Source organism: Herminiimonas contaminans (genome assembly GCF_015645465.1).
GTDB classification, from domain to species: Bacteria; Pseudomonadota; Gammaproteobacteria; order Burkholderiales; family Burkholderiaceae_D; genus Oxalicibacterium; species Oxalicibacterium contaminans.
In genome coordinates, this window is record NZ_JADOEL010000049.1 from 1 (window position 1) to 1,318 (window position 1,318).

Below are 1,318 nucleotides of genomic sequence, written 5' to 3' on the forward strand. Positions count from 1 at the left end.
TGAAGCGCCCCGGGATTTGTGGAGGCTCCAACATCTGAGAAAATGGAGCCATGAAGAAGCAAAACAAATTTTCCCCCGAAGTGCGTGAACGCGCTGTACGTATGGTGCTCGAGCATCGTGGAGAGTACCCATCGTTGTGGGCCACCATCGAGTCCATAGCACCCAAGATTGGCTGCGTGCCCCAAACGCTGAACGATTGGGTTCGCAAGCACGAGGTCGATACCGGCACACGCGATGGCGTCACCAGCGCCGAACGTGAACGCGTCAAGGAGCTCGAACGTGAGGTCAAGGAGTTACGTCGAGCCAACGAGATTCTCAAGCTGGCGAGCGCTTTTTTCGCCCAGGCGGAGCTCGACCGCCGATTGAAATAATCCGGCGATTTATTGATGAGCACCGTGATGCTTACGGGGTCGAGCCACTTTGCAAGGTCTTGCAGATTGCCCCGTCAGGCTACCGGCGCTATGCCGCACAACAAAGGAACCCAGAACTGCTGTGTGCCCGTGCCAAGCGAGATGCAGTTCTGATGCCCGAGATTCACCGGGTTTGGGAGAAGAATATGAGGGTTTACGGCGCTGACAAGGTTTGGCGTCAGCTTCACCGCGAAGAACAAGCCGTAGCACGTTGCACGGTTGAGCGGCTGATGCGACGACTTGGTATTCAAGGCGCAAGGCGCGGCAAGTCGATGCGTACCACGGTGCCCGATACGTCTGCACCATGTCCACTGGACCACGTGAATCGGCAATTCAAGGCCGACCGTCCCAATCAGCTGTGGGTGTCGGATTTCACCTACGTGTCGACCTGGCAAGGGTGGTTGTATGTGGCGTTTGTGATTGACGTGTTTGCCCGGCGCATTGTCGGCTGGCGGGTCAGCAGCTCAATGCACACAGATTTCGTTCTGGATGCACTGGAGCAGGCGTTGTATGACCGTCAGCCGCAGCAAACTGGCGGCCTGGTCCACCACAGCGACAGGGGTTCTCAATACGTCTCTATTCGCTACACAGAGAGACTGGCCGAGGCCGGCATTGAGCCCTCAGTGGGTAGTCGTGGAGACAGCTACGACAACGCCTTGGCAGAAACCATTAACGGCTTATACAAGGCCGAGGTGATTCACCGTCGAGGGCCCTGGAAAACCAAAGCGTCGGTCGAACTGGCTACGCTGGAATGGGTATCGTGGTTTAACCATCATCGCCTGCTGGCTCCCATCGGGTATATTCCACCGGCGGAGGCTGAAGAAAACTATTACCGGCAGCTGACTGAAAAGGTCGCCGTCGAGGTCTAACTTAAACCAACCGGCCTCCACGAAAACCGGGGCGCTTCA

At 56.9% G+C, this 1,318-nt stretch carries 1 protein-coding gene and 1 other annotated feature; the gene reads left to right on the forward strand.

Going from position 1 to position 1,318, the window contains the following annotated elements:
* Nucleotides 1-50 precede the first annotated feature (50 nt).
* A protein-coding gene (locus IXC47_RS19265; protein WP_407651169.1) for an IS3 family transposase occupies nucleotides 51-1,279 on the forward strand; the annotation gives its coding sequence in 2 pieces (ribosomal slippage) (nucleotides 51-339 and nucleotides 339-1,279; 1,230 coding nt in all).
* Nucleotides 329-445: a sequence feature (AL1L pseudoknot), on the forward strand. (Overlaps the previous gene by 117 nt.)
* Nucleotides 1,280-1,318: the final 39 nt, after the last annotated feature.